General features: G+C 68.7%; 26 protein-coding genes and 1 tRNA gene. 14 read left to right on the forward strand and 13 right to left on the reverse strand.

The genetic code is table 11. The features are described from left to right. The first annotated feature begins 297 nt into the window (after positions 1 to 297). A complete protein-coding gene (locus tag FHQ07_RS13690) occupies positions 298 to 3,096 on the forward strand; it encodes a TonB-dependent receptor (RefSeq protein ID WP_139718110.1) in 2,799 nt (932 codons plus the stop codon). 119 nt (positions 3,097 to 3,215) lie between these two features. Here the strand turns inward: FHQ07_RS13690 and FHQ07_RS13695 are convergent, their stop codons facing one another. The 5 genes from FHQ07_RS13695 to zwf are packed head-to-tail and all read right to left on the reverse strand — an operon-like array spanning position 3,216 to position 8,887. Next, positions 3,216 to 3,866: a bifunctional 4-hydroxy-2-oxoglutarate aldolase/2-dehydro-3-deoxy-phosphogluconate aldolase gene (locus FHQ07_RS13695; protein WP_139717587.1), complete on the reverse strand. Its 651-nt coding sequence runs from the start codon at positions 3,864 to 3,866 to the stop codon at positions 3,216 to 3,218. Positions 3,867 to 3,874: 8 nt separating this feature from the next. Continuing rightward, entirely contained in the window at positions 3,875 to 4,882 is a 1,008-nt protein-coding gene (gene glk / locus FHQ07_RS13700) for a glucokinase (RefSeq protein ID WP_139717589.1), read from the reverse strand. Continuing rightward, on the reverse strand, positions 4,879 to 6,711 hold the full coding sequence (gene edd / locus FHQ07_RS13705; RefSeq protein WP_139717591.1) for a phosphogluconate dehydratase: 1,833 nt from the start codon (positions 6,709 to 6,711) through the stop codon (positions 4,879 to 4,881). The genes glk and edd overlap by 4 nt, the downstream gene beginning before the upstream one ends. Then, a complete protein-coding gene (gene pgl / locus FHQ07_RS13710) occupies positions 6,711 to 7,418 on the reverse strand; it encodes a 6-phosphogluconolactonase (protein WP_139717593.1) in 708 nt (235 codons plus the stop codon). Before pgl ends, edd begins: the two co-directional genes overlap by 1 nt. Beyond that, positions 7,418 to 8,887, reverse strand: coding sequence for a glucose-6-phosphate dehydrogenase (gene zwf / locus FHQ07_RS13715; RefSeq protein WP_139717594.1), 1,470 nt, complete (start codon positions 8,885 to 8,887; stop codon positions 7,418 to 7,420). The genes pgl and zwf overlap by 1 nt, the downstream gene beginning before the upstream one ends. 187 nt (positions 8,888 to 9,074) lie before the next feature. On the opposite strand from zwf, the gene fabA reads away from it, so the two are divergent. After that, positions 9,075 to 9,590, forward strand: coding sequence for a 3-hydroxyacyl-[acyl-carrier-protein] dehydratase FabA (gene fabA / locus FHQ07_RS13720; protein WP_139717596.1), 516 nt, complete (start codon positions 9,075 to 9,077; stop codon positions 9,588 to 9,590). A 29-nt stretch (positions 9,591 to 9,619) separates the two neighbouring features. After that, the gene (gene fabB, locus FHQ07_RS13725) at positions 9,620 to 10,804 is read left to right on the forward strand and encodes a beta-ketoacyl-ACP synthase I (protein WP_139718112.1); all 1,185 of its coding nucleotides are present in this window, start codon (positions 9,620 to 9,622) and stop codon (positions 10,802 to 10,804) included. Here fabB and FHQ07_RS13730 read toward each other — a convergent pair. Then, on the reverse strand, positions 10,801 to 11,652 hold the full coding sequence (locus FHQ07_RS13730; RefSeq protein WP_139717598.1) for an alpha/beta hydrolase family protein: 852 nt from the start codon (positions 11,650 to 11,652) through the stop codon (positions 10,801 to 10,803). The genes fabB and FHQ07_RS13730 overlap by 4 nt on opposite strands. 65 nt (positions 11,653 to 11,717) lie before the next feature. Here FHQ07_RS13730 and FHQ07_RS13735 point away from each other — a divergent pair, with 65 nt between their 5' ends. The 6 genes from FHQ07_RS13735 to FHQ07_RS13760 are packed head-to-tail and all read left to right on the forward strand — an operon-like array spanning position 11,718 to position 17,295. Continuing rightward, entirely contained in the window at positions 11,718 to 12,725 is a 1,008-nt protein-coding gene (locus tag FHQ07_RS13735) for an NADP-dependent oxidoreductase (protein WP_139717600.1), read from the forward strand. Beyond that, positions 12,725 to 13,942 (forward strand): acyl-CoA dehydrogenase family protein, encoded by a 1,218-nt coding sequence (locus FHQ07_RS13740; protein WP_139717602.1) that lies wholly within the window; start codon positions 12,725 to 12,727, stop codon positions 13,940 to 13,942. The genes FHQ07_RS13735 and FHQ07_RS13740 overlap by 1 nt, the downstream gene beginning before the upstream one ends. Beyond that, positions 13,939 to 14,766, forward strand: coding sequence for an SDR family oxidoreductase (locus FHQ07_RS13745; RefSeq protein ID WP_139717603.1), 828 nt, complete (start codon positions 13,939 to 13,941; stop codon positions 14,764 to 14,766). Before FHQ07_RS13740 ends, FHQ07_RS13745 begins: the two co-directional genes overlap by 4 nt. Beyond that, positions 14,763 to 15,839 carry a phosphotransferase family protein gene (locus tag FHQ07_RS13750; protein ID WP_139717605.1) on the forward strand — a complete coding sequence of 359 codons (1,077 nt, stop codon included), beginning with the start codon at positions 14,763 to 14,765 and terminating at the stop codon, positions 15,837 to 15,839. Before FHQ07_RS13745 ends, FHQ07_RS13750 begins: the two co-directional genes overlap by 4 nt. Beyond that, a complete protein-coding gene (locus FHQ07_RS13755; RefSeq protein ID WP_139717607.1) occupies positions 15,836 to 16,528 on the forward strand; it encodes a histidine phosphatase family protein in 693 nt (230 codons plus the stop codon). The genes FHQ07_RS13750 and FHQ07_RS13755 overlap by 4 nt, the downstream gene beginning before the upstream one ends. 8 nt (positions 16,529 to 16,536) lie before the next feature. Further along, the gene (locus FHQ07_RS13760; protein ID WP_139717609.1) at positions 16,537 to 17,295 is read left to right on the forward strand and encodes an SDR family oxidoreductase; all 759 of its coding nucleotides are present in this window, start codon (positions 16,537 to 16,539) and stop codon (positions 17,293 to 17,295) included. Here FHQ07_RS13760 and thiD read toward each other — a convergent pair. From thiD to FHQ07_RS13785, 5 genes are all read right to left on the reverse strand, one after another. After that, the gene (gene thiD / locus FHQ07_RS13765; protein WP_168191576.1) at positions 17,282 to 18,097 is read right to left on the reverse strand and encodes a bifunctional hydroxymethylpyrimidine kinase/phosphomethylpyrimidine kinase; all 816 of its coding nucleotides are present in this window, start codon (positions 18,095 to 18,097) and stop codon (positions 17,282 to 17,284) included. The two genes, FHQ07_RS13760 and thiD, sit on opposite strands and share 14 nt — an antisense overlap. A 37-nt stretch (positions 18,098 to 18,134) precedes the next feature. Further along, entirely contained in the window at positions 18,135 to 18,818 is a 684-nt protein-coding gene (locus tag FHQ07_RS13770) for a YoaK family protein (RefSeq protein WP_139717614.1), read from the reverse strand. Positions 18,819 to 18,827: 9 nt separating this feature from the next. Further along, complete coding sequence (locus FHQ07_RS13775) at positions 18,828 to 20,225, reverse strand: PhoH family protein (RefSeq protein ID WP_139717616.1); 1,398 nt, start codon at positions 20,223 to 20,225, stop codon at positions 18,828 to 18,830. 151 nt (positions 20,226 to 20,376) lie between these two features. Further along, on the reverse strand, positions 20,377 to 20,847 hold the full coding sequence (locus tag FHQ07_RS13780; RefSeq protein WP_139717618.1) for a peroxiredoxin: 471 nt from the start codon (positions 20,845 to 20,847) through the stop codon (positions 20,377 to 20,379). Then, positions 20,847 to 21,407 (reverse strand): glycine cleavage system transcriptional repressor, encoded by a 561-nt coding sequence (locus FHQ07_RS13785; protein ID WP_139717620.1) that lies wholly within the window; start codon positions 21,405 to 21,407, stop codon positions 20,847 to 20,849. The genes FHQ07_RS13780 and FHQ07_RS13785 overlap by 1 nt, the downstream gene beginning before the upstream one ends. Positions 21,408 to 21,581: 174 nt before the next feature. Here FHQ07_RS13785 and dapA point away from each other — a divergent pair, with 174 nt between their 5' ends. Continuing rightward, complete coding sequence (dapA, locus tag FHQ07_RS13790; RefSeq protein ID WP_139717622.1) at positions 21,582 to 22,484, forward strand: 4-hydroxy-tetrahydrodipicolinate synthase; 903 nt, start codon at positions 21,582 to 21,584, stop codon at positions 22,482 to 22,484. Between the two features lie 12 nt (positions 22,485 to 22,496). Continuing rightward, the gene (locus tag FHQ07_RS13795; RefSeq protein ID WP_139717623.1) at positions 22,497 to 23,015 is read left to right on the forward strand and encodes a hypothetical protein; all 519 of its coding nucleotides are present in this window, start codon (positions 22,497 to 22,499) and stop codon (positions 23,013 to 23,015) included. A 64-nt stretch (positions 23,016 to 23,079) separates the two neighbouring features. Here FHQ07_RS13795 and fdxA read toward each other — a convergent pair whose 3' ends face one another. Together fdxA and FHQ07_RS13805 are read right to left on the reverse strand one after the other, a co-directional pair. Next, positions 23,080 to 23,403, reverse strand: coding sequence for a ferredoxin FdxA (gene fdxA, locus FHQ07_RS13800; RefSeq protein ID WP_139717625.1), 324 nt, complete (start codon positions 23,401 to 23,403; stop codon positions 23,080 to 23,082). Between the two features lie 144 nt (positions 23,404 to 23,547). Continuing rightward, positions 23,548 to 23,623: transfer RNA gene (locus tag FHQ07_RS13805), tRNA-Glu, on the reverse strand. A 144-nt stretch (positions 23,624 to 23,767) separates the two neighbouring features. Between FHQ07_RS13805 and pcnB the strand changes: the two genes are divergently transcribed. From pcnB to panB, 3 genes are read left to right on the forward strand one after another with little or no spacing between them, the layout of a single operon-like run. Beyond that, the gene (pcnB, locus tag FHQ07_RS13810) at positions 23,768 to 25,123 is read left to right on the forward strand and encodes a polynucleotide adenylyltransferase PcnB (protein WP_139717627.1); all 1,356 of its coding nucleotides are present in this window, start codon (positions 23,768 to 23,770) and stop codon (positions 25,121 to 25,123) included. Continuing rightward, positions 25,120 to 25,605 carry a 2-amino-4-hydroxy-6-hydroxymethyldihydropteridine diphosphokinase gene (gene folK / locus FHQ07_RS13815; RefSeq protein WP_139717629.1) on the forward strand — a complete coding sequence of 162 codons (486 nt, stop codon included), beginning with the start codon at positions 25,120 to 25,122 and terminating at the stop codon, positions 25,603 to 25,605. Before pcnB ends, folK begins: the two co-directional genes overlap by 4 nt. A gap of 24 nt (positions 25,606 to 25,629) precedes the next feature. Beyond that, complete coding sequence (gene panB / locus FHQ07_RS13820) at positions 25,630 to 26,439, forward strand: 3-methyl-2-oxobutanoate hydroxymethyltransferase (RefSeq protein WP_139717631.1); 810 nt, start codon at positions 25,630 to 25,632, stop codon at positions 26,437 to 26,439. Positions 26,440 to 26,444 lie beyond the last annotated feature (5 nt).

The raw sequence follows: 26,444 nt of genomic DNA on the forward strand, positions 1-26,444 counted from the left end.
CCGCGATTCGGCTGCGCGCTGGCGCATGGTGCATTGCAAAAAAAACGGGATCGAGCGCCGCGCCGCCTCGCGCCGGTGCGTTCCGCGCGCAACCGGCCCATGCCTGAAAGCGCGCTGCCATGCGGGTTCCAGCGGGCGATTAACGGAAATTCCATGAATACGTATGCAGTTTGGCGCGGCATCGAAACTCCGCGACTACTATCGGTCGCGTTCACGCATGGCCTGCCGGCATGCGGGCTCGGCGGAGCGGACGACAACGATCGTCCGACCACTCAAACGAAATTCCTGGAGGGGAAGATGGTGCAGTTGAAGCGAAACCTGCTGAGCGTGGCGCTGGCCTCGGCGACGATGATGTTGACGGCCCAGGCGCATGCGCAAACGGCCCCGTCGACGGGCCAGGCCGGGGAAGAAGCGGCGGCGAAGAAGAAGGCCGACGATGCCAAGACCCTCGACAAGGTCACGGTGACCGGCATCCGCGGCGGCATCGAGCGCGCGATCGACATCAAGAAGGATGCGACCTCGATCGTCGAGGCCGTGTCGGCCGAGGACATCGGCAAGCTGCCGGACGTGAGCATCGCCGAATCGATCGCCCGCCTGCCGGGCGTCGCCGCCCAGCGCGTGGCGGGTCGTGCGCAGGTGATCAGCGTGCGCGGCCTGTCGCCGGACTTCGCCACCACCCTGCTCAACGGCCGCGAGCTGGTGAGCACGGGCGACAACCGCAGCGTCGAGTTCGACCAGTACCCGTCCGAATTGATGGCCGGCGTGACCCTGTACAAGACGCCGGATGCGGCGCTGGTCGGGCAGGGCCTGTCCGGCACGATCGATATGCGCACCGTGCGTCCGCTGGATTACGATCACCGCGTGATCGCACTGAGCGGCCGTTGGCAGCGAAATTCGCTCGGCTCCGCAGCGAATGCCGATGCCGACGGCAACCGCTTCAATGCGAGCTATATCGGCCAGTCGGCGGATCGCAAGATTGGTTTTTCGATCGGCTACTCGCATTCGGATACCCCGATCCAGGAGAACCAAGTGGGTTTGTACGAACCCTGGTTCGAAGCCGGCGCAGGCTGGCGTCCCGGCATCGCCGCGGGGACATGGTTCTCCGACGGCATCAAGGCATTGCGCCGCACTGGCTACAGCAAGCGCGATGGCGTGATGGGTACCCTCGAATTCCGTCCTTCTGACGCCTGGATCAGCACCTTGGACGTGTTCCATTCGCAGGCGACCCAGGAAGACACTGCCAACCAGTTCGAATCCCATCTCTACTACAACGGCGATTATCCGTGCAGCCCGGCGTGCAGCTGGACCAATGTCGGGGTGAATGGCAACGGAACCTTGACCGGCGGCACGGTCGCCAACGTCTATCCGCTCGTCCGCGGGATGTACAACAAGCGCAAGGACAAGATCGACGCATTCGGATGGCGCAACGAATTCTTCCTCGACCAAGTCAAGCTTACGGCCGATTTCAGCTGGTCGAAGGCCAAGCGCAACGAGATCAACCTCGAGAACAATACCCAGCTGGTGCCTAGCAAGCAGCTGGACACCCTGACTGTGAATTACGCCGGCAGCCCATTTCCGCAGCTGAAGCCGGGCCGTGATTACTCAGATCCCACCAAGCTATATCTGCGCAACACGATCTACGGATCGGGTTACGGAAAGATGCCGAAGGTCGAGGATGAGTTGAAGAGCTTCCGCTTTGATGCGGAATTCCCGGCTCCGGGGGCCATGGAGAACGTGTTCTCCGGAATCAATGCCGGCGTGAATTACTCGGATCGGCACAAGCAGAAATGGCAGCCCGAAGGCGGCATCAACGTCGGTGCGCAGGGCGACACGACGATCGCCTCCGACCTGCAGTACGGTCTGGTGGACCTCGGGTTCGCAGGCGTGGGGCTGATCCCGTCGTGGAACGTGCCTGGCGCGGTTTCGCGTTACATGACCTTCAATCCGGTGGACAACCTCGACTACCTGATCCCGAAGGCATGGGCGGTCGACGAGAAAATCGGCACCGGCTACGTCAAGGCGAACATCGATACCACCTGGGGATCGGTCCCGGTGCGCGGCAACATCGGCGTGCAGATCCAGCATACAGACCAGTCCTCGGATTCCAGGTACTGGGACGCCACCCAGCCGGCCGGCCGGCAGGCGCTCCCGATCCACAAGGGGGCGAAGTACACCGATGTTCTGCCCAGCATGAACCTGGCCTTCTCGCTCGAGAACGACCAGACGCTTCGCGTCGGGTTGGCGCGCCAAGTCGCGCGTGCGCGGGTGGACCAGATGCGCGCATCGCTGGACTTCGGCGTGAACACCGCCACCGGCGTTCCCGGCGGTGGTGGCGGCAATCCGGAGCTGCGGCCGTGGCGCGCGAATGCGTTCGACATCTCGTACGAGAAGTACTTCGGTTCCAAGGCCTACGTGGCCGCCGCTTACTTCTACAAGGATCTGGTCAACTACATCTATACCGCGACCCGGGACGGCTACGATTTCACCGATCAGGTGGCGTCGTGGATGGCGGTGAATGGCGCTTCGCTTCCGCCCGGTGTCACGGTGAAGAACACGGGCAATTACACCGCGCAGTTCAACGGCAAGGGCGGCAAGATGCAGGGTCTCGAATTGACCGCGTCAATGCCGCTTGATCTGGTGTTCGGCAAGGCTTTCACCGGCTTCGGCGTGGTGGCGAGCGCCACCTTCAACGATAGCAACATCACGATCGCGGCGCCCGAGAACACCAGCAGCATCGGCAGCGATCCGATCGCTTTGCCCGGCTTGTCCAGGCGCGTCTATAACCTGACCGCCTACTACGAGCGCAACGGCTTCGAGTTCCGCGTCAACAACCGCCGCCGTTCCGATTTCATTGGCGAGATCGGCAACTTCGATGGACAGCGCACCCTGCGTTACGTGGTCGGCGAAAACATCACCGATGCGCAAGTCAGTTATGCCTTCGGCGAAAACAGCAGTCTCGAGGGGCTAAGCCTGCTGCTGCAGGCCAGCAACCTGGGCGACGAGTCCTACCGCACCTACGCCGGTAGCAAGGACCGTCCGCTGGAGACCGTCAAGTGGGGCCGCACACTCCTGTTCGGCGTGAACTACAAGTTCTGATCGCTTAGCCTCACAGTGCACAAGCAGCCCCCGCATCGATCGATGCGGGGGCTTTTGTTTGTGGACAGTCCAGGCGTGCGGCTCTTGCCGAGGCAGCTGGCATCGTCCGATCGTGGTGATCAGCCGCGTGCCAGAGCCGCTGCTCCGCGCGCCAGCGCGCCGATGCGCGCCCAGTCCTTCGCCTTCAGCGCATCGCCCGGCACCATCCACGAACCGCCGACGCAGGCGACGTTGGGCAATGCGAGGTAGGCGGGCGCCTTGGCGGCGTCGATGCCGCCGGTCGGGCAGAAGCGCACCTGCGCGAACGGGCCGCCGAAGCCCTTCAGCGCGGCCACGCCGCCGCTGGATTCGGCGGGGAAGAACTTGAAGCGCTGCCAGCCGTGTTCCAGCCCGCGCATCAGTTCGCTGGCGGTGGCGATGCCGGGGATCAGCGGGATCGGGCAGCCGGCGGCGTGGCGATAGAGCGTGTCGGTGGCGCCGGGCGAGATCGCGAAGCGCGCGCCGGCTTGCGTCACCGCATCGAGATCGCGTGCGTTCAACACCGTGCCGGCGCCGACGCAGGCCTGCGGCATCGCGCGCGCGACCGCGGCGATCGCCTCCAGCGCGCACGCCGTGCGCAGGGTGATCTCGAGCACCCGCAGGCCGTTGTCGACCAGGGCGCGGCATAGCGGCAGCGCGTCCTCGATGCGGTCGATCGCCAGCACCGGGATCACCGGCGCCAAGGCGAACACTTCGTCGACGAGCTGGTTGTGGCGCGCGGTAACGAGCATGGTCTGGCTCACAGGTCGCGGGAGCGCAGCGCGGTGGCGGCACCGAGCAGCCCCGGTTGCGGGTGGGTGATGACGTGGATCTGCACGGTTTCCAGCAGCGCCGCCATCCGGCCCTTGGCCAGGAAGCGTTCGCGGAACGCGCTGCTGCGCAGGAACGGGATGAAGCGCGGCACGATGCCGCCGGCGATGACCACCGCGCGCGCGCCATGGATCAGCGCGCAATCGCCGGCGACGCTGCCGAGCACGGCGCAGAAACGCGCCAGGGTCTGGCGCGCGGCGATGTCGTGGCCTTCGAGCGCCGCGGCCACGATTTCGGCGGGGTCGCGCAATCCATGGCGTTGCAGGCTGCTTTCGCCGGGCATGAGGCTGGTGGCCGGGACGACGGCCGTGCCGCCGCGCAGGACCAGGTCGATTTCCGACAGGCCCTTGCCGCACAGCAGGCGTTCGGTCGAGGTGCGCCCGTGCTGCGCGGTGAGCCACGCGGCGATCGCGCGCTCCTCGTCGCCGATCGGGGCGAAGCTGGTATGCCCGCCTTCGGTTTCCACCGCGTGCCAGCCATGCTCGTGCGAGCCGACCAGCTGGGCGACGCCAAGGCCGGTGCCGGGGCCGAGCACGCTGACCGGGCCGCGCAGCGGCGCCGAGGCATCGCCGTGCAGGGTGACCAGGCTGTCGCGCTGCAGCGAGGGGATCGCCCACGCCACCGCGCCGAAGTCGTTGATCATGCGCAGCTCGTCGAGGCCGAGCGTGCGCTGCAGTTCGCGCCGGCTGAACGACCATGCGCGGTTGGTCAGGCGGATCTCGTCGCTGCCGACCGGGCAGGCCACCGCCAGCGCGGCGTGCTTCGGCATGCTGCCGATGCCCTGCAGGTAGTGTTCCACCGCATGCTGGACGCTGGCGAAGTCGGCGTTGCGCAGCGATTGCGCCTCGTGCAGTTCGACGTTCGGCGCGGCCAGGTCGGTCAGCGCGAAGCGCGCATTGGTGCCGCCGATGTCCGCGACCAGCGCCAGCGTGCTCATGCATCGTCCTCGTCGATGAACAGCGAACAGGCGCCCTGTTCGGCCGGGCCGACCTGCCTGCGCATCAGCGCGAACAGCTCGCGGCCGTGGCCGATGCGGTTGCCGGCGAGTTCCGGCTTCGCGACCGCGCGCGCCGCCCATTCGCCGGCATCCACCAACGCGTCCATCGTGCCGGCCTCGGCATCGATGCGGACGAGGTCGCCTTCGCGCAGCTTGGCCAGCGCGCCGGCATCCGCCGCTTCTGGCGTCACGTGGATCGCGGCGAGCACCTTGCCGGAGGCGCCGGACATGCGGCCGTCGGTCAGCAGCGCGACTTTCTGGCCGCGGTCCTGCAAGGCCGCGAGCGTCGGCGTGAGCTTGTGCAGTTCCGGCATGCCATTGGCGCGCGGGCCCTGCCAGCGCACCACCGCGACGAAATCGCCGGTCAGTTGGTCCGCCTTGAATGCGTCGAGCAAGGCATCCTGCGAATCGAAGATGCGCGCGGGCGCCTCGATGCGGCGGAACTCCGGCGCGACCGCGGAGATCTTCACCACGCAGCGGCCGAGGTTGCCTTCGAGGCGACGCAGGCCGCCCTCGCTGTCGAATGGCGCGGCCACGCCGCGCACCACGCTGTCGTCCTTCGATTGCGCGGGCGCATCGCGCCATTGCAACTGCAGCCCGTCGAGGTGCGGTTCCAGCGCCTGCTGGCGCAGGTCGCCGCCGTGCACGCAGGCGATGTCGGGATGCAGCAGGCCGGCGTCGATCAGTTCGCGGATGACGAAGCCCAGGCCGCCCGCGGCATGGAAGTGGTTCACGTCGGCGCTGCCGTTCGGGTACACGCGCGCCAGCAGCGGCGTGGCCTGCGACAGTTCGTCGAGGTCGTCCCAGTCGATGATCAATCCCGCGGCGCGGGCGATGGCGACCAGGTGCAGCGCATGGTTGGTGGAGCCGCCGGTGGCGGCCAGGCCGACCATCGCGTTGACGATGGCTTTCTCGTCGACGGTGCGCGCCAGCGGGCGGTAGTCGTCGCCGAGCGCGGTGATGCGCAATGCCTGTTCGGCGGCGGCTACGGTCAGCGCATCGCGCAGCGGCGTGCCCGGGCTGACGAAGGCGCTGCCCGGCATGTGCAGGCCCATCACTTCCATCAGCATCTGGTTGGAATTGGCGGTGCCGTAGAAGGTGCAGGTGCCGGGTGCGTGGTACGAGGCGGCCTCGGCCTCCAGCAGCTCGTCGCGGCTGGCTTCGCCGAGCGCGTAACGCTGGCGCACTTCCGCCTTCTGCTTGTTGGGGATGCCGGAGGGCATCGGTCCGGCCGGCACGAAGATCGTCGGCAAATGGCCGTAGCTGAGCGCGCCGATCAGCAGGCCGGGCACGATCTTGTCGCACACGCCGAGCAGCAGCGCGGCATCGAACATCTCGTGCGACAGCGACACCGCGGTGGCCATCGCGATGGCATCGCGCGAGAACAGCGACAGCTCCATGCCGGCCCGGCCCTGGGTGACGCCGTCGCACATCGCCGGCACGCCGCCGGCGACCTGCGCGCTGCCGCCGGCGTTGCGCGCGGCCATGCGGATCAGCGACGGATACTGCTCCATCGGCTGGTGCGCGCTGAGCATGTCGTTGTAGGCGGTGACGATGCCGATGTTGCCGCCGCTGCCGCTGCGCAGGTTGGCCTTGTCGGCGCCGGAGGCGGCGAAGCCGTGGGCGAGGTTGCCGCAGCCCAGGTCGCGGCGCGCCGGCCGCGATTCGCGCGCGGCGTCCATCCGCGCCAGGTAGTCGTCACGCAGTTTGCGGCTGCGTTCGGCGATGCGGGCGGTGACGCGTTCGACCACGGGATGCAACGCTGCCATCAGGGACTCCAGTGGATCTGCAGGCGATGGTCGCGCGCATGCAGCAGCGCGGCAACCGGGTATGGAATGGCGCCGCCCTGGTCCTGCTGCTGCGCCTGGCGCAGCACGCGGCGCTTGTCCTCGCCGGTCACGACCAGGTGGACTTCGCGGGCGCGCAGCAAGCGCGGCAGGCTCAGGCTGATCCGCACGAATGGCGCTTCCGGCGGCAACGGATCGGGCTGGGTGGCGATGGCATCGATGCCGCCCTCCATCGCCAGGCCTTCGGCGAGGTTGGCGGCGCCGGGGAACAGCGAGGCGAAATGGCCATCCGCGCCCATGCCGAGCAGCACGAAGTCGAAAGGTTGCGCATTCACCGCGAACAGCGCGCGTGCCTGCGCCAGCGATGCGGCTTCGTCGCCGTCTTCGCGGGTGATGCCGGCCGCGGTGATGCCGCTGTTCGCCGCGAACGCTTCGCGCAGCGCACGCAAGTTGCAGGCGGGATGGTCGTGCGGCACGCAGCGTTCATCGGTGGGGATCGCGGTGATCGTGCCGTCGCATGGCGAGGCGGCCAGTCGTGCGTAGATCGGCAGCGGCGTGCGTCCGCCGGCGAGCGCCAGCCATGCGGCCCCGCGCGCGCCGATGGCCTCGCGGCAGGCGTGCTGCAGCGCCCGCGCGACCTGGTCGATCAACGCACCGGTGTTCGGGTAGTCGTGTTCGACCCAGCCCATCACTCGCGCCAGCTGTGGCCGTGGCGCTCGATCAGCGACACCGCCGCGCTCGGTCCCCAGGTGCCGGCGGGGTAGGGCTTGGGGGCGTGGTTCGCGCTGCGCCAGCCATCGAGGATGGTGTCCACCCATTGCCAGGCCGCTTCGGTTTCGTCGCGGCGCACGAACAGGGTGCCGTTGCCTTCGATCGCGTCGAGGTAGAGGCGTTCGTAGGAGATGCGGCGGCGCGCGTTGGCGAATTCCTGGTGGAAGTCCAGATCCAGCGCCACCTGCGACATGCGCAGGCCGCTGCGGTCCAGGCCCGGGGTCTTGGCCATCAGGTCGAGTTCGATCCGCTCTTCCGGCTGCAGGCGGATCAGCAGTCCGTTGGGCTGCATGTCGGTGGCGGCGCGGCCGCCGAAGATCGAATACGGCACCTTGCGGAACTGGATGTAGATCTCGGTGCAGCGCGCGGGCAGGCGCTTGCCGGTGCGCAGGTAGAACGGCACGCCCGACCAGCGCCAGTTGTCGACGTGCGCGCGCAGGGCGACGAAGGTTTCGGTGCGGCTGTCGCGGCCGAGCTCCGACGCATAGCCGGGGACCGCCACGCCGTCGATCGCGCCGGCGGTGTATTGGCCGGCGACCGATTCGCCGGCGACGTCGTCGCGGCCGATCGCGCGCAGCGAACGCAACACCTTGATCTTCTCGTTGCGCACCGAGTTCGGGCCGAACCGCGCCGGCGGTTCCATCGCCACCAGGCACAGCAGCTGCAACAGGTGGTTCTGCAGCATGTCGCGCATCGCGCCGGAGTCGTCGTAGTAGTCGCCGCGGCCTTCCACGCCGACGGTCTCGGCCACGGTGATCTGCACCTGCTCGATATGCACGGAATTCCACAGCGGCTCGAACAGCGCGTTGCCGAAGCGCAGCGCGATCAGGTTCTGCACGCCTTCCTTGCCGAGGTAATGGTCGACGCGGTACACCCGCTCCTCGTCGAACACCTGGGCCACGCCGTCGTTGATCGCGTCGGCGCTGGCCAGGTCCTTGCCGATCGGCTTCTCCAGCATCACCCGGGTCTGCGCGTCGGCGGCGCCGTGCGCGGCGAGCGCGTGGCAGGCCGGCACGTAGAAGCGCGGCGCGGTGCTGAGGTGGTAGAGCACGTCGCCGTTGCGCAGTTCGCCGACTTTCGCCGCCAGCGCCTGCATCGAGGCGTCGTTGTCGACGCTGGCGGCGCAGTAGTCGAGCCGGCCCAGCAGGGCGCGCAGCGCGGCGTCGTTGCGTTCCGCCGCCGGGATCCGTTGGTTGATGGTGTTGGCGACCAGGGTGGAGAAGCCTTCGCGATCCAGCTCGCTGCGCGCGGTGCCGAGGATGCGCAGGCCGGGCGGCAGCAGCTGCTCCGCCTGCAGGCTGTACAGCGAGGGCAGCAGCATGCGCTGGGCGAGGTCGCCGGTGGCGCCGAAGATGGTCAGCAGCGAAGCAGGCGCGGGTCGCGTCACGCGGGCGTTCCGGAAGGGCAGTCGGCCCAAGTCTAATACGGGAAATGTTGCGTTGCGGGAATGGTTTCAGCCGGCAATCGATTTCACCCGGGTAAAGGCCGGAACCCGCATTCCTGCTCGCATACGCGTAGGTATGTCGGACCCGCCGGCCGTAGAATCGAGTTCTTACTCCAAAACAGGTCGCCCCATGACCCGCCTGCCCTCGCTGGATCGCGAGCAACTGCTGGCCTGTGCCCGCGGTGAATTGTTCGGTACCGACAACGCGCGCCTGCCGGCGCCGCCGATGCTGATGTTCGACCGCATCACCACCATCACCGAGGACGGTGGCGCCTACGGCAAGGGCTTCATCCGCGCCGAGCTCGACATCCATCCGGATCTCTGGTTCTTCGGCTGCCATTTCCTCAACGACCCGGTGATGCCGGGCTGCCTGGGCGTGGACGCGATGTGGCAGCTCACCGGCTTCTTCCTGCCGTGGCTGGGCGAGCAGGGCCGCGGCCGCGCGCTCGGCGCCGGCGAGATCAAGTTCACCGGGCAGGTGATGCCGGATGCGAAGGTCGTCGCCTACGAGATCGATATCCGCCGGGTGATGCGCGGCCGCCTGAAGATGGTGATCGCCGACGGCCGCACCTATGTCGACGGGCGCGAGATCTACACCGCGTCGGACATGCGGGTTGGCCTGTTCCAGTCGATGGAGGGCATGTGAGCACGCAACGCCGCATCGTGGTGACGGGCATGGGCATCGCCTCCTGCCTCGGCAATGACCTGGACACGGTTTCGGCCGCATTGCGCGCGGGGCGCGCGGGCATCCGCTTCCTGCCGGACCACGCCGAGCGCGGCCTGCGCAGCCAGGTCGGCGGCGCGGTCGAGCTCGACCTCGAGGCCGCCATCGACCGCAAGCTCAAGCGCTTCATGAGCGATGCCGCGGCCTACAGCTACGTGGCGATGCGCGACGCGATCGCCGATGCGGGGCTGGACGAAGCGGCGGTGAGCAACCCGCGCACCGGCCTGATCGCCGGTTCCGGCGGCGGCTCCAGCGAATGGCAGGTGGAAACCGCCGACATCCTGCGCGAGCGCGGGGTGCGCAAGGTCGGGCCGTACATGGTGCCGCGCACGATGTGCTCCACCGTCTCCGCCAACCTGGCCACCGCGTTCAAGATCAAGGGCGTGAGCTATTCGCTGTCGGCCGCCTGCGCGACCTCCGCGCACTGCATCGGCGCGGCGGCGGACCTGATCCGGCTCGGCGCGCAGGACATCGTGTTCGCCGGCGGCGGCGAGGACCTGCACTGGACGATGACGGTGATGTTCGACGCGATGGGCGCGCTGTCCACTTCGTACAACGAAACCCCGGCCACCGCCTCGCGTCCGTACGACGCCAACCGCGACGGCTTCGTCATCGCCGGCGGCGGCGGCATGCTGGTGCTGGAGGATTACGACCACGCGGTCGCGCGCGGCGCGCGCATCCATGCCGAACTGATCGGTTACGGCGTGACCAGCGACGGCGCCGACATGGTGGCGCCGAGCGGCGAGGGCGCGGTGCGCTGCATGCGCATGGCGATGGAAGGCATCGATCGTCCCATCGATTACCTCAATACCCACGGCACCTCCACCCCGCTGGGCGACGTCACCGAACTCGGCGCGGTGCGCGAGGTGTTCGGCGACGCGGTGCCGCCGCTGTCCTCGACCAAGGCGCTGAGCGGCCATTCGCTGGGCGCGGCCAGCGTGCACGAGGCGATCTATTCGCTGCTGATGCTGCGCGACGGCTTCATGGCCGGCTCGGCCAACATCGAGACCCTGGACCCGCGTTGCGAAGGCTTCCCGATCCTGCGCGAAAGCCGCGATGCGCAGTTGCGCACGGTGATGTCGAACAGCTTCGGCTTCGGCGGCACCAACGCCACGCTGGTGTTCGGCAAGCTCTAGCCGGCCAGGAAGTCCGCCACCGCGTCGGGCTGCTTCATCCACGCGAAATGGTCGGCGCAGGTGCCCAGGCGCGCCGCGTCGAACAATGCCAGCTCGGTGCGTGCCGGCCTGAATTTCGACAGCAGGAACCCGGTCGCAGTCGGCGGTGCCAGCCAGTCGTCGCGCAGCGCGATCGCGCGGGCCTCACCGTGGAACTGCGCCATCGCGGCATCGAGATCGACGTCCAGGCCGGACGCGGCATAACGGCCGCTCAATGCGCTGCGCGCCCAGTCCGCCATCACGCCGCGCGCCTCGTTGCCGGCGAAGCGGATCCAGCGGCCGGGCAGGCTGCCGTTGACCCGCGCCAGCCATGGCAGGAAGCGATAGGCCAAGGGCAGCCACCAACGCGATGGCGCCGGATACGCGCGGAAATACGGGGCGGCGCTGGCGACCAGCCACAGTGCGGACGCCGCCTGTGGATGCAGGGCGAGATGCAGGCCCGCAAGCTGCCCGCCGAGGCTGTGCCCGCCGACGATGCGCGGGAGTTCCGGTGCGGTTGCCGCGACCACGGTCGCACTGGCGGCGATGTCCTCCAGCAGTTCGCGGTAGCCCCAGTCGCATGCGCGGCTGGCGCGCAGGTTGCTGGAGCCGTTGCCGCGCCATTCGTGCAGGAACACGGCGACGCCGTGCGCCGCCAGCGCATCCGCGAACGGCAGGTAATGCTTCGCCGCCACCCCGAGTGCCGGCACCCACAACAGGCTGGCCTGCGGCGCGGCTGGAATGCGGGCGAGCAGGCAGGCGCGGTGGCCGTCCGGCGATGCGACCGGCAGTTCGAGGCAGGAAAACGAAGCGATGTCGGAAGATGGCATCGACGCATTGTGCCGTACGCCTGCGTACGCATACGATGCGGGTCCAGCCCACGGGATCGGACCGCATGAACGCCATCGCCAACCGCCAGTTCCGCCTCGCCGCGCGTCCGATCGGCCTGCCCAAGGCCAGCGACTGGACCCTGGTCGAGGAGCCCGTGCGCGAACCCGGCGACAACGAATTCCTGGTCCGCGTCGAATATGTCTCGCTGGATCCGGCGATGCGCGGCTGGATGAACGAAGGCAAGTCCTACGTGCCGCCGGTCGGCATCGGCGAGGTCATGCGCGCGGGCGGTGCCGGCGAGGTGATCGCGTCCAAGCACCCCGGATTCCCCGTGGGCAGCAAGGTGGCCGGGCTGTTCGGCGTGCAGGAATACGCGCTGTCCAACGGCAAGGGCGTGCAGCGGGTCGATACCGCGCTGGCGCCGCTGCCGACCTACCTTGGCGTGCTCGGCATGACCGGCATGACCGCGTATTTCGGCCTGCTCGATGTCGGCGCGGCGAAGGAGGGCGACACCGTCGTCGTCTCCGGTGCCGCGGGTGCGGTCGGCACGGTGGTCGGGCAGGTCGCCAAGATCAAGGGCTGCCGGGTGGTCGGCATCGCCGGCGGCGCGGCGAAGTGCCGCTGGCTGGTCGACGAACTCGGCTTCGACGCCGCCATCGACTACAAGTCCGGGGACGTGCGCAAGGCGTTGCGCGAGCACTGCCCGAAGGGCATCGACGTGTATTTCGACAATGTCGGCGGCGAGATCCTCGACATCGCCCTGTCGCAACTCGCCATGCATGCGCGGGTGGTGATCTGCGGCGCGATCTCCCAGTACAACGCCACCGAGGGCGTGAAGGGTCCGTCCAACTACCTGTCGCTGCTGGTCAACCGCGCGCGCATGCAGGGCATGGTGGTGTTCGACTACGCACCGCGCTATGGCGAGGCGGCGCGCGAGATGGGCCTGTGGCTTGCGCAGGGCAAGCTGACATCGCGCGAGGACATCGTCGCGGGCTTCGACACATTCCCGGACGCGCTGCTCAAGCTGTTCCGCGGCGAGAACACCGGCAAGCTGCTGCTGAAGATCGGCTGATGGACTTCGCCCACAGCGCGAAGACGCGGGAATACCTGCAGCGCCTGCAGGCGTTCCTGGCGGAACACGTCGCCCCGCGCGAGGCCGAATACCGGCGCCAGAACGCGGCCAATGCCGGCGCCGACTGGACGCAATGGCGCGAGCCCGGGCAGATGGCGGAATGGAAGGCGCAGGCGCGTGCGGCGGGCTTGTGGAACCTGTTCCTGCCCGATGTCGAACACGGCGCGGGCCTGAGCACGCTGGAATACGCGCCGCTGGCCGAGGCCATGGGCCGCAACGAATTCACCGCCGAGATCTTCAACTGCAGCGCGCCGGACACCGGCAACATGGAAGTGCTGCACCACTTCGGCAGCGAAGCGCAGAAAGCGCGCTGGCTCACGCCGCTGCTGGCGGGGGATATCCGCTCGGTGTTCTGCATGACCGAGCCGGAGGTGGCCTCGTCCGACGCCACCAACATGCGCGCCACGATCCGCGAGGATGGCGACGAACTGGTGCTCGACGGCCGCAAGTGGTGGTCGACCGGCATCGGCCATCCGCATTGCGAAATCGCGATCTTCATGGGCCTGTCCGATCCCGGCGCCGAATCGCATGCGCGCCACGGCATGGTGCTGGTGCCGATGGACACGCCCGGCGTACGCATCGAACGCATGCTGGCGGTGCACGGCGAATACGACGCGCCGCACGGGCATGGCGAGGTGGTGTTCGACAACGTGCGCGTGCCGAAGGCGAACTACATCCTCGGCCCGGGCAAGGGCTTCGCCATCGCCCAGGGACGCCTGGGACCCGGGCGCATCCACCATTGCATGCGTGCGATCGGTGCCGCCGAACACGCGTTGGAGCTGATGATCCGCCGCGGCCTGGAACGCGTCGCCTTCGGCAAGCCGATCCTGCAGCTGGGCGGCAACCTGGAGCGGGTCGCCGATGCGCGCATCGCCATCGACCAGGCGCGGCTGCTCACGTTGTATGCCGCGTGGAAGATCGATGCGGTGGGCGCGAAGCAGGCGATGACCGAGATCTCGGCGATCAAGGTGGTCGCGCCGAACATGCTGCAGGCGGTGGTCGACCAGGCGATCCAGATCCACGGCGGCGCCGGCGTCAGCGACGACGTGCCGCTGGTCGGGTTGTTCGCGCTTGCGCGCGCCTTGCGCCTGGCCGACGGCCCGGACGAAGTGCATCGGGCGATGGTGGCGCGCATGGAGCTGGCGAAATACAAATGAGCGGGAAGCGCATCTTCATCACCGGCGGCGCGTCCGGCCTCGGTCGCGCGCTGGCCGAACGCCATGCGCGTGCGGGTTGGAAGGTGTGCATCGGCGACCTCGATGCCGAGCGCTGCGCCGACGCGCTGGCGGCGATCCGCGCGCATGCGCCGCACAGCCACGCGCTGGCCTGCGACGTCACCCGCGAGGACGCGCTGCAGGCCGCCGCCGACTGGCTGCAGCGCGAATGGGGCGGGGTCGACGTGGTGGTCAACAATGCCGGCGTCGCGCAGATGGGCGGCATCGGCGAAACCACGCTCGAAGACTGGCAATGGGCGGTCGACATCAACCTGCTCGGCGTGGTGCGCGGCTGCAAGGTGTTCGCGCCCGTGCTGAAGGCGCAGGGCGGCGGGCAGCTGGTCAACATCGCCTCGATGGCCGGGCTGGTGCACCTGCCGCAGGCCTCGGCCTACAACGCCACCAAGGCCGCGGTGGTCGCGCTCTCGGAAACCCTGCAACTGGAACTGGAGCCGGACAACATCGGCGTCAGCGTGGTCTGCCCGGCGTTCTTCCGCACCGACCTGGCCCGCAACATGCGCGCCGCGAACCCGGCGCTGGAAGGCATGACCAAGCGCCTGGTCGAACGCGCGCGGATCGGCGCCGACGAGATCGCCGACCGCATCTTCGACGGCATGCAGCGCGGCGATCCGCACATCCTCACCCATCCCGAAGCGAAACGGTTCTGGCGCTTGAAGCGACTGCTGCCGTATCGCCTGTACCTGGCGCTGATGCGCAGGCAACTGGCACGCGTGGCCGCGCGCATGCAGCGCAAGGCCGCATCGTGAGCGCGGACGCGGCCGATGAGGCGCGCGCCGTACGCAGCGGCGAGGAGCTCGATATCGCCGCGGTCGATGCCTGGCTGAAGCAGGCATTGCCCGCGCTGCAGGGCACGCCGCAGGTCACCCAATACGCCGGCGGTGCCTCGAACTGGACCTATCGGCTGCAATACGCCAACGACGACCTGATCCTGCGCCGCCCGCCGGCCGGCACCAAGGCGAAGTCGGCGCACGACATGGGCCGCGAATTCCGCATCCAGCAGGCGTTGAAGCCGGTGTTCCCGCTGGTGCCGGAGATGCGCGCCTACTGCGCCGATGCCTCGGTGATCGGCGCCGAGTTCTACGCGATGCAGCGGCTGGCCGGGATCGTCCCGCGCAAGAACCTGCCGCGCGGGATCGCGTTGCCGCCTGAGCGCGTGCGCCTGCTGTGCACCAACGTGCTGGATACGCTGGTCGCGCTGCATCGGGTCGACCACCATGCGGCGGGGCTCGCTGGCATCGGCAAGGGCACGGGTTACGCGCAGCGCCAGATCGAGGGCTGGAGCAAGCGCTACCGCGACGCGCGCACCTGGAACGTGCCGCGCGGCGACAGGATCATGCGCTGGCTGGCCGCGAACCTGCCCGCGCAGGAACGCATCTGCGTCACCCACAATGATTTCCGCTTCGACAACGTGGTGCTGGATCCCGTCGATCCGACCCGCGTGGTCGGCGTGCTCGACTGGGAGCTGGCCACGCTGGGCGATCCGTTGATGGACCTCGGCAACACGCTGGCCTACTGGGTCGAGGCGGGCGACGATTTCATGGCGCAGGGCATGCGTCGCCAGCCGACGCACCTGCCGGGCATGCTGAGCCGGCGCGAAGTCGTCGACTATTACTGCGGGAAGATGGATTTCGATGCGCGCGATTTCACCTTCCATGAGGTCTACGGCCTGTTCCGCTTGTCCGCCATCGCCCAGCAGATCTACTACCGCTACCACCACGGACAGACCCGCAATCCCGCGTTCAAGCGGTTCTGGCTGTTCGTGAACTACCTGCACTGGCGCTGCCGTCGCGCGATCGCCCGGCAAGGGAGCGTGCGATGAGCGCGGTGTACCTGATCCGCCATGGCCAGGCCTCGTTCGGTGCCGCCGACTACGACAGGCTCAGCGAGCGCGGCGAAACGCAGGCGCGGGTGTTGGGCGGTACGCTGGCCGCGCTGTCGCCGCGAGTCGGCGCGGTGATCAGCGGCGACATGCTGCGCCATCGCCAAACCGCGCAAGGCTGTTTGCAGGCGATGGGCCGCGCCGCCGAATGGCAGGTCGATGCCGGCTGGAACGAGTTCGACCATGTGGGGGTGATCGATGCCCTGCATCCGGACGATGCCGGCCATGCACGGCTGCGTGCGGAATTGATGGCCGCGCCGGATCCGAAGCGCGCGTTCCAGGCGATGTTCGAGCAGGCCGTGGTGCGCTGGGTCGGCGGCGGGCATGACGACGACTACGTCGAGACCTGGCAGGCGTTCAGGGCGCGCTGCAGGGCGGCGTTGGCCGGCGTGCTCGATGCGTTGCCGCATGGGACGGATGCGCTGGTATTCACTTCCGGCGGGCCGATCGCGGCGCTGGCGCAGGACCTGCTGCGCATCCCCGACAGCGACGGCTTCCGCCTCAACTGGAACTTGGTGAATTGCGGCGTGACCAAGCTGGTGCGCGGGCGCGACGGCCTGCGCCTGTCCACGCTCAACGGGCATGCGCATTTCGAAGGCGAGCACGCGGCACTGGTCACCTATCGTTGAGGACAGGCATGGGCAACAGCAACGTCATCATCATCGGCGCCAGCTCCGGGCTCGGCGCCGGCATGGCCCGCGAATTCGCCAGGCGCGGCCACGACCTCGGCCTGTGCGCGCGCCGGCTGGACCGGCTGGAATCGCTCAAGGCCGAACTGGAAGCCGCGCATCCCGGCATCCGCATCGTCGTGCGCACGCTCGACGTGACCGACTACGCCCGGGTCTTCGAGGTCGTGCGCGGGTTCCGCGGCGACTTCGGCCGACTCGACCGGGTCGTCGTCAATGCAGGCATCGGCCAGGGCATGCCGGTCGGCAAGGGCGGCTTCGAGCGCAACAAGGCGATCATCGAGACCAACCTGATCGCCGCGCTGGCGCAGTGCGAGGCGGCGATGGAAATCTTCCGCGCGCAGGATCGCGGCCACCTCGCGGTGATCTCGTCGGTGAGTTCGATACGCGGCTTCCGTGGCGGGCTGACCGCCTACGCGGCGAGCAAGGCCGGCGTGGCCTCGCTGGCCGAAGGCATCCGCGCCGACATGCTGCGCAAGCCGCGGATCAGGGTCAGCACCTTGCTGCCGGGCTACATCCGCACCGAGATGAACGAGGATGCGCCGGCCGCGCACACGCCGTTCATGATCGATGGCGAACGCGGCTGCCGCCTGCTCACCGCGGCGATCCTGCGCGAACCCGACGTGGCCTACGTGCCGTGGTGGCCGTGGGCGCCGCTGGCATGGGTGCTGAAGCGCCTGCCGCTGCGCTGGGTGGTCAAGCTGTTCTGAGCGCCGATGCGCCGAAGTGGTCGAGCACGACCACGTCGCCGCGGCCGGGCCGATAGCCGCCGCGCAGCGCGCGTTCGATGTAATCGGTGGCGGCTTCCACCGCGGCGGGCATTGCCATGCCGCGGCACAGGTTCGCGGCGATCGCCGAGGCCAGCGTGCAGCCGGTGCCATGCCCTTCGACGGGCAGGCGGTCGTGCATGAAGGTCGCGTCGGCGTGGCCGTCGTCATAACGATCGATCACGCATTCGCCTTCGTCCAAGTGGCCGCCTTTCAGCAGCACGGCGGGCGATCCCATCCGTCGCAGTGACAGGATGGCGCGATCCGCCGCTGCGGCATCGAGGATGCGCATGCCGGTCAGCAATTCGGCTTCGGGAATGTTCGGGGTGATGATCGATGCCAACGGGACCAGCCGCGTGCGCAGCGCATGCAGGGCATCGTCCTGCAGCAGCTTGGCGCCGCTGGTCGCCACCATTACCGGGTCGAGCACCACGAACGGCGGACGATGCCGTTCCAGCGCATCGGCCACGGCATCGATCACCCCGGCGCTTGCCAGCATGCCGATCTTCACCGCGCCGATGCGGAAATCCTCGAAGCAGGCGTCGAGTTGCGCACGCAGGAACCCGATCTCCGGCACATGCACCGCAGTCACCCCGCGCGTGTGTTGCGCGGTCAGCGCGGCGATCGCGCTCAACCCATGCACGCCGTGCGCGGCGAAGGTCTTGAGGTCGGCCTGGATGCCGGCGCCGCCGCCGGAGTCGGAGCCGGCGATGGTGAGGGCGCTGACGGGACGTGGATCGTTCACGAAGGGATTCCGGAAGTCGGGCGGCAATGATGCCGGTTCAGGCGGATTCGGCGCCGCCGCGCCGCACTTGCGCGTGCCGATACACGGCATAGCCCAGGCCGATGCTGCCGGTGATCGCGGCCGGCACCGCAAGCGCACGGTAGCCGAAGTGCATGAACAGCAGCGCGCCCAGCACCGCGCCGGTGAAGAAGCCGGCGATGATCAACCCGCACAGCATCAGCCGTCGCTTCTGCAGCGGCAGGCCGCGCAGGGCATGGCCGATGCCGATGCCGAGGTCGGTGAACATGCCGGACAGGTGGCTGGTGCGGATCACCGCGCCGCTGTAGGTGGTGGCCATCGCGTTCTGCAGGCCGCAGGCCATCGCCGCCAGCAGCGCGCCGGCGAGTTGGCCGTGGCGGAACAGCGGGATCGCCGCGAACAGCAGCAGCGATTCCAGGACCAGCGCCACGCCGTAGCGGCGGCCGAGCTTGAGCGTGCTGTCCTGGATCAGCATCCCGCTGAGCGCGGCGCCGGCCATGAACGCCAGCGCCACGCCGGCAAGATGCGAGATGGCCCGCAGGTCGCGCTTGGCCACCGCCTCGCCGAGCAGGGTGGTGGTGCCGGTGAGATGGGTGATCGCCTGGTGCTCGAAACCCAGGTAACCGACCACGTTGACCATGCCGGCGACGCAGGCCAGCAGGCCTGCGCCGATCCAGACCCAGCGCGGCAATGCCACTCCCATCGCGGGCCGCTACAACACTTCCGAAGCGAAGTCGGCCAGCCGCGAGCGCTCGCCGCGACGCAGGGTGATGTGCGCGCTGTGCGCCCAGTGCTTGAAGCGGTCCACCGCGTAGGTCAGGCCGGAAGTCGTTTCGGTGAGGTAGGGCGTGTCGATCTGTTCCACGTTGCCCAGGCAGACGATCTTGGTGCCCGGACCGGCGCGGGTGATCAGGGTCTTCATCTGCTTCGGCGTGAGGTTCTGCGCCTCGTCGAGGATCAGGTAGCGCGACAGGAAGGTGCGGCCGCGCATGAAGTTCATCGAGCGGATCTTGATGCGGCTGGCGAGCAGGTCGTTGGTCGCCGCGCGGCCCCAGGCGCCGCCGTCCTGGTTGTGCGTGAGCACTTCCAGGTTGTCGGTCAGCGCGCCCATCCACGGCGTCATCTTTTCCTCTTCGGTGCCGGGCAGGAAGCCGATGTCCTCGCCGACGCTGACCGTGGCGCGGGTCATGATGATCTCGCGGTAACGCTGCGCGTCCATGGTCTGCGCCAGGCCCGCGGCCAGCGCCAGCAATGTCTTGCCGGTGCCGGCGGTGCCGAGCAGGGTGACGAAGTCGATTTCCGGGTCCATCAACGCGTTGAGCGCGAAGTTCTGCTCGCGGTTGCGGGCGAGGATGCCCCACACCGCATGCTGGCTGTGGCGGAAGTCGTCGACGATCTGCAGGGTCACCTTGCTGTCGGTGACCTTGGCCACCTTCATCTCGGCGTCATCGTCGCCGGGCAGGTACAGGAACTGGTTCGGGTACCAGTCGTCGTCCTCGCTGCGCGCGATTTCGTAGTAGGTGCGGCCCTTGTCGGTCCACGAGCGCAGGTCCTTGCCGTGGCGCGACCAGAAATCCTCCGGCAGCGCGGTGGCGCCGGTGTAGAGCAGGCTGAAATCGTCCAGCGCGCGGTCGTTCTCGTAATCCTCCGACACGATGCCGGCGATCGAGGCCTTGATCCGCAGGTTGATGTCCTTGGACACGAATACCACCGGCGCGCCGGGGTCGGATTCCTTCAGCGCCAGGATCGCGCCGAGGATGTTGTTGTCCGGGATCACCGTGCCGAAGCGCTTGCCGGCGTCGAAGTCGCCGGTCTGGAACAGCAGCCGGCCGGCGCTTTCCGCGCCGCGCAGCTGCAGCCCGTTCGGGCGCACCAGGGCGATGCCGTTGTGCACGTCGGCGCTGCCGTGCGCCTCGATCAGCTCGTTGAGGAAGCGACTGACCTGGCGCGCGTTGCGGCTGGCCTCGCTGGTGCCTTTCTTGCCGTTGTCGAGCTCCTCCATCACCTGCATCGGCAGGTAGACGTCGTGCTCCTCGAACTTGAACAGCGCGGTCGGGTCGTGCATCAACACATTGGTGTCGAGGACGTAGATGCGCTTGCTTCGCGTCATGCTGGGATTCCTGCAGTCGGACAGCGGCGGGCCACCACATCCCGCGGGGCGGGGCGGTGGGTGAAGAGGAGCGGCTTGCGCGCCACTGGCGCGCGCGACGATGAACGCCCGGCGCGCTGCGCCGGGCCGGACGGGGTGGAAACGGATGCGGTCACTTGCTCTTCGCGGCCTTCAGCGCGTCGAGGACGGCCTGTGCGTGGCCGGGCACTTTCACCGGCTGCCATTGCTGGCGGATGACGCCGGCGGGATCGATCAGGAAGGTGCTGCGGACGATGCCGATGTACTCGCGGCCGTACAGCTTCTTCGGCTGGATCACGCCGAACGCGTTGCACACGGTTTCGTCGGCGTCGCTGGCCAGGTCGAACTTGAAGCCCTGCTTGGCGATGAAGTTCTGGTGCGCCTTCAGCGAATCCTTCGACACGCCCAGCACCTGCGCGCCGGCGCGCTTGAAGTTCGCCAGCAGCGCGTTGAAGTCCTGGCCTTCGGTGGTGCAGGCCGGGGTGGAATCCTTCGGGTAGAAGTACAGCACCAGCCACTTGCCGGCGTAATCGCCCAGCGTCGCGGCCTTGCCGCTGGACAGGGCCAGGGGAAGATCGGGAACGCGGTCGCCGGTCTGCAGCATCAGTACTTCATCGGATCCATGATGGCGTCGAGGTTCAGGTGGTCGCAGAACTCGAGGAAGTCGTCGCGCAGGGCGGCGATGTGCATGTCCGAGGGCACGCCGATGGTCAGCTGGGCGGAGAACATGTCGGCGCCGGTCTGCATCGCCCGGTAGCGCGAGCAGTGCAGGCTCTCGATGGTGATGCCCTGGCGGTCGAAGAAATCCGCCAGCTGGAACAGGATGCCTGGCTTGTCCGAGGCGATCACCTCGACCACGTAGGGCAGCAGGCTGGACTGCACGGGCTTCGGCCCGGTGCGGTACCAGACCAGCTTCAGGCCTTCCTCGCGCTCCAGCTTGGTCAGCATGGTCTCGAGCTTGGCCACCGCGTCCCAGGAGCCGGTGGCGAGCGCGGTCACCGACACGTCGCGGCCGACCGTGGCCAGGCGGGTGTCCACCAGGTTGCAGCCGGAGTCGGCGATGCGGCGGGTGACGGCAAGCAGGGGCGACTGCGGATGCGTGCTGTACGCGTTGATCAGCAGGTGGTTTTCGTTCGGCGCTGGCCGTGCGGTGGTGTCGGTCAAGTGGGCGTCCGAAGCGGTTGGGGCGTCTGGCTGAAATCGGCGATCGGCATGCGGGCATCGCGTGCCGCCAGCATACTTGCCGGCCCTTTCGCGCCGCAAGTAAGATCGGCCGCACAACCCCCCGTCCGTCCGCGCCGGCCGCGTCGCGCCTGCGCCCAGCCTCGAGCCTTCCCCTTGCAACTTTCCGGCAGCATCACCGCGCTGGCGACGCCGTTCACGGCCGCCGGCGAGATCGACCTTTCCGCCTGGCAGCGCCTGCTGCAGGGGCAGCTCGATGCCGGTACCCGCGGCATCGTCGTGGCCGGTTCGACCGGCGAGGCCGCGGCCCTGTTCGATCCCGAATACGAGACCCTGCTGCGTACCGCGGTGGAGCAGGTCGGCGGGCGCATCCCGGTGCTGGCCGGTACCGGCCAGTCGAGTACCGCCAAGACCATCGAGGCCAATCGCCGCGCTGCCGCGCTGGGTGCGGATGCCGCGTTGGTCGTGACCCCGCCCTACGTGCGGCCGACCCAAGCCGGCCTGCTGGCGCATTACCGCGCGGTCGCGGACGATGGCGGGCTGCCGGTGGTGCTGTACAACGTGCCGGGCCGCACCGGTTGCGACCTGGCGGCGGAAACCAGCGGCGAACTGTCGCTGCACCCCAACATCGTCGGCATCAAGGAGGCGCGCGCCGACGGCGAGCGGATGGAAGCCCTGTTGCCGTTGCGCCGCAGCGGCTTCGCCGTGCTCAGCGGCGACGATCCGACCGCGGCACGCGCCATGCTGGCCGGCGCCGACGGCATCGTCTCGGTGGCCTCCAACGTGGTGCCGAATGCCTTCCGCCGCCTCTGCGAGCTGGCCCTGGGCGGCGATGCCGAGGGTGCGGAGGAGTTCGATGCGCGCCTGCACGCCCTCTACCACTTCCTTGGCATCGAATCGAACCCGATCCCGGTGAAAGCCCTACTGGCGCTGAACGGAATCGGCCACGGCCTGCGCCTGCCGCTGCAGCCGCTATCATCGACACATGCCGCCGAGGCCCTGCGCCTGCACGCGGACATCCTCCAACTCGAACAACGCTGCCGCCTGCAGGCGGCCTGACAGGAGCTCCTGATGCCCCGTTTCTCCCGCGCCTCCCGCCTCGCCGCCCCGCTGGCTGCCCTCGTGCTGGTGGCGGCCGTGTCCGGCTGCAGCATGTTCGGCAAGAAGAACGAGCTGTATGCCCAGAGCGCCGAAAGCCGGCCGCTGGAAGTGCCGCCGGACCTCGACCGTCCGTCCGCGGATCGTGCCATGGCCCTGCCGGCCGCGGGCGGCAGCGTGTCCGCCTCGGGCATGAACAACGCCGGCGGCGGCAGCGCCGCGCCGATCGGCTTCAATGCCAGCGGCGACCGCGACGCCATCTTCGCCAAGGTCGGCGAGGTGCTGGGCGCCACGTCCGGCGTGAAGGTGGTGAACCGCGCCCAGATCCTGGGCACCTACGACGTCGACTACATGGGCGCGAAGTTCCTGGTGCGCGTGACCAAGGTGGGCGATGGCGCCTACGTGTCCGCGGTCGACCCGCGCGGCCTGCCGCCGACCGGCGAAGCCCCGGTCAAGCTGGTCGCCGCGCTGAAGGCGGCGATCGCGCCGTAACCGGGCGCTTGCCGGATGCAGAAAGGGCGCCGTGAGGCGCCCTTTTGCTTGCAGTCCACGCCGCTCAGCGTTCCAGCAGCGGCAGTTTGTTCGGCTTGCCGTCCCACTCCGCGGCATCCGCCGGCGGGTCCTTGCGGGTGGTCAGCACCGGCCATGCCTTCGCCAGTTCCGCATTGAGCGCGACGAAGCCTTCCTGCCCCGCGGGCACGTCCTCTTCCGGGAAGATCGCATTGACCGGGCATTCCGGTTCGCACAGGGTGCAGTCGATGCACTCGTCCGGATCGATCACCAGGAAGTTCGGGCCTTCGTGGAAACAGTCGACCGGGCACACTTCCACGCAGTCGGTGTGCTTGCACTTGATGCAGTTTTCGGTGACGACGAAGGGCATGGGCAGCGATCCGTGGCGCGATGCGGGTAGTTTAGCGCCGCGGAAAAACGCCAGCAGCGTTTTTCGGCCATGCGCGGCGCCGATCCGTGGGAAGCCGGGGCGGCAACAAAAAAGAAACCCGCGCACTGCGCGGGTTTCCGGGATTGGTACTCCCAACGGGATTCGAACCCGTGTTACTGCCTTGAGAGGGCGGTGTCCTAGGCCTCTAGACGATGGGAGCAGGGTGGTGCCGAACTGCGCCGGTTGGACGACCGGCGTTCGGGGCGGCTGGGCCGCACGCCGAGCTTGCTAGTATAGAGGGCTGCGTCCGCCACTGGCAACGCACCCGACCCGTTTCAGGAACCGCGCGGCACGGCCGCCAAGCATGACCGATACCGCCGCACAGCCCAGCCTGCCCACGCCCGAACTGCGCGTCATCGCGCGCGACGTGCACGACATCTCGCGCAAGCAGATGAGCCCGAACGCCCTGCGCGTGCTGTACCGCCTGCGCGCGGCCGGTTTCGGCGGCTACCTGGTCGGCGGCGCGGTGCGCGACCTGCTGGCCGGGATCGAGCCCAAGGATTTCGACGTCGCCACCGACGCCACCCCGGAGCAGGTCAAGGCGCTGTTCCGCAACTGCCGGCTGATCGGCCGCCGCTTCCGCCTGGCGCACGTGGTCTACGGGCGCGAGATCATCGAAGTGGCCACCTTCCGCGCCAACAGCGCCGACGACAACGACGACCGCCAGACCGACGACGGCGGCCGCCTGCTGCGCGACAACGTCTACGGCACCATCGAGGAAGACGCGGTCCGCCGCGACTTCACCGCCAATGCCCTGTATTACGCGATCGAGGATTTCTCGGTGCGCGACTACACCGGCGGCTATGCCGACGTGCAGGCGCGGCTGCTGCGCCTGATCGGCGAGCCGGAGGCCCGTTATCGCGAAGACCCGGTGCGCATGCTGCGGGCGGCGCGCCTGGCGGCCAAGCTCGGTTTCACCATCGAAGCCGCGACCGCCGAACCGATCCCGTACCTCGCCCCGCTGCTGGCCGAAGCCGCACCGGCGCGGTTGTTCGAGGAAACCCTGAAGCTGTTCCTGTCCGGCCACGCGGTCGCCAGCTTCGAATTGCTCGAGAAGCACGGCCTGCTGCCGGCGCTGCTGCCGGAAACCGCGCAGGCGCTGGCGTCCAACAAGTCCGGCGCGCTGCGGCGGATGCTGGTGCAGGGGCTGCGCAATACCGATGCGCGGGTCGCCGCGGACGAATCCGTTTCCCCCGCATTCCTGTACGCGGTGCTGCTGTGGCCGGCCTACTGCCGTGCGCTGGCGCAGTTGCAGGCGCAGGGCGTGCACGCCGCCGAGGCGCAACGCCGCGCCGCCGATCGCGTCACCCTGCACCAGGTCGGGCGCACTGCGCTGCCGCGCCGGTTCTCGCTGCCGATGCAGGAAATCTGGCTGCTGCAACCGCGTTTCTCGCTGCGCCAGCGCAAGCGGGTGTTCCGCCTGCTGTCGCATCCGCGCTTCCGCGCCGCGTTCGACTTCCTCGAACTGCGCCTGTCGGCGTCCGACTCGCATGCCGAGGACGTGGCGTTCTGGCGCGAGGCGCAATCGCATCCGGCCGAAGCGGTGGCCGGCGCCGAACATGAGGCCGTGGTCGAAGGCGACGACGAAGCGCAGGACGCGCCGCGCAAGAAGCGCCGCCGTCGCCGCCGCAACGGATCGGCCTCGCAAGCGCCGGCATGACCCTCGCCGCGGTCGGGCTGGGCGCCAACCTGGGCGAAGCGGTGGCGACCTTGCGGGATGCCATCGACGAACTTGCGCGCTTGCCGGATACCGAGCTGCTGCGCGCCTCGCGGCTGTATCGCACGCCGGCGTGGGGCCGCACCGAGCAGCCGGATTTCATCAATGCGGTGGCCCTGGTCGAGACCGGCATGCCGGCGCGCGAGCTGCTCGACGCCTTGCTCGCCATCGAACGCAGCTTCGGCCGCGTCCGCCTCGATGGCGAACGCTGGGGCCCGCGCACGCTGGACCTCGACCTGCTGCTGTTCGGCGACGCCGTGATCGACGAACCCGGCCTGCGGGTGCCGCATCCGCACTTGCACGAGCGCGCCTTCGCCCTGTTGCCGCTGGCCGAAATCGCACCGCAACTGGCGATTCCCGGCATCGGTAGCGTCGCCAGCATCGCCGCCGGCATGGCGGCCGACGGCATCGAAGCGTTACCTTAGCCGCCCCGCAGGCAGGAACCAGGCATGAGCGAGCCGCAAAAACCCTGGACGGTGCCGATGCTCGCGCAGGCGCGCGCCGAAGGCCGCAAGCTGGTGATGCTGACCGGCTACGACGCCAGCTTCGCCCGCGTGCTGGACGACAACGGCTGCGACCTGATCCTAGTCGGCGATTCGCTGGGCATGGTGGTGCAGGGCCACGATTCGACCTTGCCCGTGCGCGTCGACGACATCGTCTACCACACCGCTGCGGTCGCCCGCGGCGCGAAGCGCGCGCTGAAGATCGCCGACTTTCCCTTCGGCTCCGACGGCTCGTCGCTTGAAGCGCACGCCGCCGCGGTGCGCTTCGTCCAGGCCGGCGCGAGCATGGTCAAGCTGGAAGGCGCCGGCCACAAGCTGGACACGATCCGCTACCTGGTCGAGCGCGAAATCCCCGTTTGCGGCCATCTGGGCCTGACCCCGCAATCGGTGCACCGCTTCGGCGGCTTCAAGGTGCAGGGCCGCGAGGATGCCGCCGCCGCCAGGCTGCGCGAGGATGCGCTCGCCGTGGCCGAAGCCGGCGCCGCCTTGCTGGTGCTGGAAGGCGTGCCGGCCGCACTGGCCGCGCAGATCACCGCCGCCAGCCCGATCCCGACCATCGGCATCGGCGCCGGCGCCGGTTGCGACGGCCAGGTGCTGGTGCTGCACGACCTGCTCGGCCTCGACACCGGCCATCGCAAGCCGAAGTTCGTCAAGGATTTCCTGGCCGAAGGCGGTTCCGTCGCCGGCGCGATCCGCGCCTATGCCGATGCCGTGCGTTCAGGCCGCTTCCCCGACGCCGACCACGCCTACGCCTGACGCCG

The sequence above is a fragment of the Thermomonas aquatica genome (assembly GCF_006337105.1).
In the GTDB taxonomy this organism is placed as follows: Bacteria; Pseudomonadota; Gammaproteobacteria; order Xanthomonadales; family Xanthomonadaceae; genus Thermomonas; species Thermomonas aquatica.